Genomic DNA, 6,643 nt, shown 5'->3' on the forward strand with positions numbered 1-6,643 from the left:
CAACTTAAATGCAACATGGTGTTGCACCTACTTTGACAGGTGCCTCTGTTGCATTTACATTGAAAGATATCGTTGATTTTACTTTGAAAATGGTGTTGCACTTACCTGGTAAGTCTAGCTAAATATAACTTTAGTATTGAATGTAAAATATTCGGGTGCTGCTAAAATAATAAAATAATATATTGACCTTGTCGCAATAAGTGCTACAATTAACTTTAGAACAGCAAGTAAATCAGAATTGGAGGTAAAACTTATGGGTAACAGAAAAATGTTTCAAAGATTGGTAGGTTTTGGGGTTGTATTTGCAATGTCGCTTGGGTTGTTTTCCGAAGGAGTAGAGTATTTTAACCGATATACCACAGAGGCTGCGGTGAAAAATTCTGAGATTAAGCTCTCAAAGGAAGCGGACAAAGCTTATAAGGAGGTTGAGAGCCTGATAAGCAAAAGTGACATAAAGAATAACTTTGAAGAACTTACTAAGACACAGAGGGTGAGGGGAACCAAAGAAAATAAGGAGGCAGGAAAGTACATTTTTGATACTGTTAAGGGCTATGGCTATGATGTAAAATTTCAGAACTTTAACGGATATGATGAGAAACTAGTTGACTTAAATGGCAATATTAATAAGAATCAAAAGAAAGAAAAGGTGCTATTTAAGGGTAGAAATATAATTGTTAAAAGAAAAGATACAAATCCGAAACTTAAGACTGTTATATTTTCTGCAAAATATGATTCATATAAGGGCAGCATAGGCGCACTTGACAATGCCGGTGGAGTTGCAGCTCTTATGGAGATGGCGAGGATTCTTTCTGATAAAGAGCTTACATACAACCCTGAATTTGTGTTCTTTGATTCAGAACACCTAAGGAGAGGCTCAAGGCACTTTGCAGCAAGCCTGTCAAAAGAGGAAAAGGATAATATATACGGTGTAGTTAATATCAATTCCATAGGCAATAAGAAGCAGAGAAAGCAGATGTTCTTTGCTTCTAAAGAAGATAAGAGCGAGCTTAAAAAGCAGTGTGAGAAGTATTTTCCTGGCATTGTAAATTATAAAAGTGCTGAAACAGATGCAAAAACATTTATATTGGAGAAAATCCCTACACTGTGCTACTTTACCTATGATATCTTTGCATCTCCAAAAGATGTAAAGATAAAGATAAAAGACTATGTAAAGGAAAAGGATACTTCCTTAGTAGATATGGATACTCTTGTTTATGATACGACATTTATAACAACGTATGCGTATTTGCTTAATACAAGCCAGTCAGAATCCAACAAGGTATCAACAGTAAATAAGTCTGCTACTAGAAAGAATCCTGATATCATTAATGATTTTACCTGCTCTGAATTAACAGATGATATGGCCGCTAAAATAGGAAATGAAGTTAAAGGCAACCACTCTCTATCCTTTGAAAGAATACTACAATAAGAACTTTAAGGAAAACAAGGAAGAAAGAATGAAACTAGGTCGAGAAACTTTACTTAGAGACCTCAAAGCTTGGTAAGAAAATTAAACTTATAATTGTATATACAAGGCTTCCTACGATAAATATCGGCTAGGAAGCCTTGTATTTTGTACACTACCTGTTATCTAATTATGATATCACACATCCATCAGTGAAGTGCAAAACCAACCAGTATCCCTAAATAGTTACCAAGCACATATCCCAAGGTACCAACAAGAAGTCCCGGAACTATGAGAGCTCCCCAGCCCTTTGATACAGCCATGGCTGCCGCTGTGGTAGGTCCGCCGATGTTGGCATTGGATGCTATTATTATCTCTTCAATGGAGAAATTGAATATCTTACCAAAGATGAGTGATACAATCATATTTACTGCAACTATAATGAGTGCAAATACTAGGAGAAGTGGAGACTCCTTTATTATCATAGGTATGGAGGCAGGTGCTCCGATAACCGCAAAGAAGATGTAGATGAGGAAGGTTCCTATCTCCTGCGCACCCTTTACAGATGACATCTGCTTAGGGAAGGCAGATGCAAGAAGCATAGTAAATGTAGTCATAAGCAGATATTTATTACCAAAGAAACCGCCTATGAATTTACTTACAAAATCCTCTCCACTAAATGCACCACTTATAACTCCCGCAAGCTTTGTGGATACTGTAACTATTGTAAATGCTATAGCTACTGCAAAAGCAATATCCTTAAGGGAAATCTCTTTTGCTCCCCAATACTTGGCTGCCATAGTCTTGTTGTTATCTTTATCTGCATCTGTCTGTGCCTTAAGAGCATCTTCGTAAGGCTGTCTGTAGAGCTTCTTTATGATAGCCATTGAAGGCAGTGAGATAAGTACGAATACATAAAGCACCATAAGAAGGTTATCTGCTACAAGGGCTGCAGATACGGTCTTGCCGGGAACTGCATACTGTTGTGACATAGCTATAAAGTTAACTGAACCGCCTGTGTAGGTACCAACAAACATAGGTACAATGTCATTAAGAGCAGGTATAGCACCCTTAAGTGCAAAATAAGCCACAAATCCACCCACAAGAGTTCCCACACTGCTTAGCAGATATATGATGAACATTTTCCCGGATTCTTTCCATATCTTTTTAATGTTGGCATTAAAAAGCAAGAGAGGAACCGCAAGGGGAACAACATAGCCCCATACAGCATCATAAACCGGTGCATCTGTAGGTATAATGCTAAGGTTCGCAAGAACCAAGGTAAATGCTGTAGCAAGAATACAGCCTGTTACCTTACTAGCCCAGGCATATTTTTGCTCTAAGTAGATTGCGAGTGCCGCACATACAGCTAAGACCGTCCATAGCACCCAAGTATCGTCAGCAGCAATAAAAGTTGTTGCTTCCATAAAACACCCTCCTTCTATAAATATATAGTTTTTATACAAAAAAATTATATATCTTAAAGGGTGATATGTCAATATTTTACGAATTATTCTTCTTTCTTTGGGTATTTATTGCAGTTTTGCTTATTAGATGATCGCGATTACTTGTTTTATTTAGTGTAATTTACATTTTAGCACTTTAAGGCGTTAAACCGCTTTTTGTGTGTTTTATCACCCCTCTATCATCCTATAAAGTGCCTGACTAAGCCCAAACTCCTCCATCATCCTCTTTACCTCATCCATAGCCCTAAGCTTTACATTTTCAGCCTTGTTATGGTTCTTTACTGCCCTTATTAGTATGTTTTTAGGTGTGTGGCTTAGGTCTACAAATTCAAGGAGGTTTACATTGTAGCCCATGTATTCCAAAAGATTCCCACGGATTGCGTCTGTCACAAGGGCTGAGAACCTCTCTTTTATAATACCGTACCTTGTCATAAGAGAGAAGGTTTCACTTTTAATCTGGGAATTTAACTCATGCTGACAACAAGGTACTGAGAATATATAGCTTGCACCCCAATTAATCGCATTGTATAAGGCAAAGTCAGTAGCTATATCGCAGGCATGCAGGGTAATAACCATGTCTACCTTAAAAGGGGCTTTGTAGCCGTTGATATCACCAAGCTCAAAGGAGAGATTTTCATAGCCGTACTTCTTAGCTGCCTTGTTGCATTTTCTAATCACATCTTCCTTTAGGTCAAGCCCTATCATATTTACCTTTATTTTTTTGATTTCAGTCAGGTAATAATACACTATGAAGGTGAGATAGGACTTGCCGCAGCCAAAGTCTATGATATTTAAATGTGTGATAATCTTCTTTTTAATCTCATCATCAATTATCTCTATAAAGCGGTTAATCTGCTTGAACTTATCATACATCGAGCTTACTATCTTACCCTCCTTGGTAAATATCCCCATGTCAACAAGAGGCTCTATTACCCTGCCCTCTTCAAGTATGTAGTTCTTCTTTCTGTTATTGTCCCTTACTTCATCTGCAAGGGCAGAATTATCCGACTTTTTAAGGCTAAACAACAGCTTCCCTTTTTTAGTGAGCTTAACTGAGGCTTCTCCGCCAAGCATCCAGGCATTTAGCTGGAGAAAGTTCACACCGAACTCCTCTATGCAAAAGGAGATTAGCTCCTCCTCGTCCACATTTTTATGAAATACCTGTTTATCGGTATATTCTGCTATCTGAAAGTGCTTTTCCTTTTTCTCTATCTGTACCTTTTGTATTCTCTGCTCTTTATCTGCCACATTGCTTAATACTATCTTAACAGGAGAAAGCTCTGCTATCTTTCTTAAGGCTTCTTCCACAGTCATATCCCGGTTCTTCATAAATCTCCTTTCGATATCTTCTTTCCTAAGTGCAGCCTGCACCCGCATATTCTATCAGAAACAATTTCTTCTTCCGTCTATGTCGGTAATAATATTGTAACGGTCAGGCCTTGCCTCGTTTATCTCCTCAGGGGCAAAATGCTTGAACATATTTCTAAGCTTTCGTGAGCCTAGTCTTTCTGCAAAGCTGATTTCCTCCTTGTATAGAGGGATGAACTGTAAACTGTCATCATGCTTACCTGATATAAGAGGCTTTACAAGGATGCCCCCACATAGCTCCTTGCCCTTATTTTCTTCTCCTATCTTTCTGCTAACAAATACATTCCCCTCGTAGATATCAAGTTCTCCTTTACCTGCAAGGTCTAACATTTCACTAAACAGTCTCAGAGGAGTATATTTTAAGGCCTCGAAAGCCACAGTCCTCCCTAGCACATATTCCGCTGCCTTGTGCTCATCCGGCTTATTTTCCTCTGCCTCATTCTCTTTTAGCTCACCATACTCCTCATAGGCTTCCTTAGGGAGATTCATAATTATTTTAAGCCCGCCCACTTCTCCTACTGCTGTAGAATAAATCCCGCTATCTTCTATCTTTATCATATATTACCACCTTTATTTCTAATCTATCTTTAACTACTGTCAATTTTCATGGCGACAAAATCAAAAAATCATGTTATAATAAACAGATTATGATATAGGTGTCAAATTCTTTTGGCTCCCATATCTTATTATAACATGATAAAGGACGAAACAGATATGAAAATTTTAAGAAAACTAATTGTACTCATACTCATAGTGTCGGGACTTGTCCTAATCTTCCTGCCTATGTACAGTAAAATAAGGATAAAGGAAGATGCCAAAAACATAGTTGAGGTAGTGGAAGAGGTCACTCCTGAGGTACTTAAACAAAATGACGAGAAGGAACAGCCTAAGGAAATATTTGACTTTTCACAGGTAGAAGAAATATCTCCTACAGGTACCCTGCTTGACAACCAGCCTATAGACAAGTCACTCCTCATAGGACAGATAGTAATTCCTTCCCTTGATATGAACCTCGGTATATTTAAGGGCACTACCAACTACAACCTGCTAAGAGGCGTAGGCACGATGAAGCCTGATGACAAGATGGGTAAAGGAAATTATACCCTTGCGGGACATAACAACGGTGACAAGAGCCTCCTCTTTGGTTCGCTCCTAGACATTAAAAAAGGAGCCATCATCAGAATTACCGATAAAACTGACATCTACGAGTACAAGGTATTTGAAACCAAGATAGTTCCAAGTACTTCTCTGGAGCTGATTGAAAATGCTCAGGCTGACGCTGTGGGTAAACCAATTATCTCTCTTATGACCTGCGATAAAGGTACCTGGACCAGCAACCGTTTCTTTGTGATAGGAAAGTTTGTAAAGAAATACAAATACGACAGAGAAAAGATGGAATCGAAGGAATAATGCAAATGGCTATCTCTTAAGCGAAGCAACCGCTTGGAGATAGCCATTTTCCATCTTTCATTAAAGCCTATAATATGGTATAATCAAATCGTCGCACTCAATCAATACCAAGGAGAGATTTATGAATATCTACTCAATAATTACGCTTTGCGGAGGACTTGCCTTCTTCCTTTTCGGAATGCATGTAATGTCAGGCAGTCTTGAGAAAGTCGCAGGCGGTAAACTGGAGGGAATACTTAAGACACTTACCTCCAATCCCGGAAAGAGCCTTGTACTGGGAGCGGTAATTACAATTGCCATCCAGTCATCATCTGCTCTTACCGTTATGCTCGTAGGTCTTGTTAACTCAGGAATTATGGACTTGTCACAGACTGTAGGAGTAATCATGGGCTCCAACGTGGGTACCACACTTACAGCCTGGATTCTCGGCTTAAATGGTCTTAAAACTGACAACTTCTTCCTTTCCATGCTTAAGCCGGAGAACTTTTCTCCTATTATCGCTCTCATAGGCGTGATTATGATAATGGGTGCAAAGAGTGCGAAAAAGCGTGATGTAGGTACCATAATGGTAGGCTTTTCGGTGCTTATGTTCGGTATGGACCTTATGAGCGACTCTGTTGCTCCCCTTGCCAATATGCCCGAGTTTACCAGTATCCTTACAGCCTTTAACAACCCTATCCTTGGTGTTCTTATCGGTGCTGTATTTACCGGCATAATCCAGTCATCCGCTGCCTCAGTCGGTGTACTTCAGGCACTCTCTCTTACAGGCTCTATTACCTACGGTATGGCTATCCCTATCATCATGGGACAGAATATAGGTACCTGTGTGACTGCGCTTTTATCCTCTATAGGTGTTAATAAAAATGCTAAAAAGGTATCTGTTATACATATAAGCTTCAACCTTATCGGAACAATACTGGGACTTATTGTGTACTTCATTCTAAAAGATATCGTTAAAATAGGCGGTTTTGATAATGCTATCAACTCCTTTGCA

The 6,643-nt window shown here is 38.9% G+C and carries 6 protein-coding genes; 3 read left to right on the forward strand and 3 right to left on the reverse strand.

What is annotated here, in order from left to right; all coding sequences use genetic code 11:
• Nucleotides 1–253: 253 nt before the first annotated feature.
• The gene (locus tag ACO6HM_RS12165; RefSeq protein ID WP_485391291.1) at nucleotides 254–1,429 is read left to right on the forward strand and encodes a M28 family peptidase; all 1,176 of its coding nucleotides are present in this window, start codon (nucleotides 254–256) and stop codon (nucleotides 1,427–1,429) included.
• Nucleotides 1,430–1,614: 185 nt separating this feature from the next.
• Here the strand turns inward: ACO6HM_RS12165 and ACO6HM_RS12170 are convergent, their stop codons facing one another.
• The 3 genes from ACO6HM_RS12170 to ACO6HM_RS12180 form a co-directional block, all read right to left on the reverse strand.
• The gene (locus tag ACO6HM_RS12170) at nucleotides 1,615–2,832 is read right to left on the reverse strand and encodes a DUF819 family protein (RefSeq protein ID WP_485380563.1); all 1,218 of its coding nucleotides are present in this window, start codon (nucleotides 2,830–2,832) and stop codon (nucleotides 1,615–1,617) included.
• Nucleotides 2,833–3,039: 207 nt separating this feature from the next.
• Nucleotides 3,040–4,200 carry a class I SAM-dependent methyltransferase gene (locus ACO6HM_RS12175; RefSeq protein WP_485391292.1) on the reverse strand — a complete coding sequence of 387 codons (1,161 nt, stop codon included), beginning with the start codon at nucleotides 4,198–4,200 and terminating at the stop codon, nucleotides 3,040–3,042.
• A gap of 54 nt (nucleotides 4,201–4,254) precedes the next feature.
• On the reverse strand, nucleotides 4,255–4,797 hold the full coding sequence (locus tag ACO6HM_RS12180; RefSeq protein ID WP_485391293.1) for a hypothetical protein: 543 nt from the start codon (nucleotides 4,795–4,797) through the stop codon (nucleotides 4,255–4,257).
• A 156-nt stretch (nucleotides 4,798–4,953) separates the two neighbouring features.
• Between ACO6HM_RS12180 and ACO6HM_RS12185 the strand changes: the two genes are divergently transcribed.
• The gene (locus ACO6HM_RS12185) at nucleotides 4,954–5,649 is read left to right on the forward strand and encodes a class A sortase (protein WP_485391294.1); all 696 of its coding nucleotides are present in this window, start codon (nucleotides 4,954–4,956) and stop codon (nucleotides 5,647–5,649) included.
• Between the two features lie 121 nt (nucleotides 5,650–5,770).
• Nucleotides 5,771–6,643 (forward strand): Na/Pi cotransporter family protein (locus ACO6HM_RS12190; RefSeq protein ID WP_485391295.1); only part of this gene is annotated, 873 nt, incomplete at its 3' end.

It is taken from the genome of Catonella sp., from assembly GCF_057250765.1.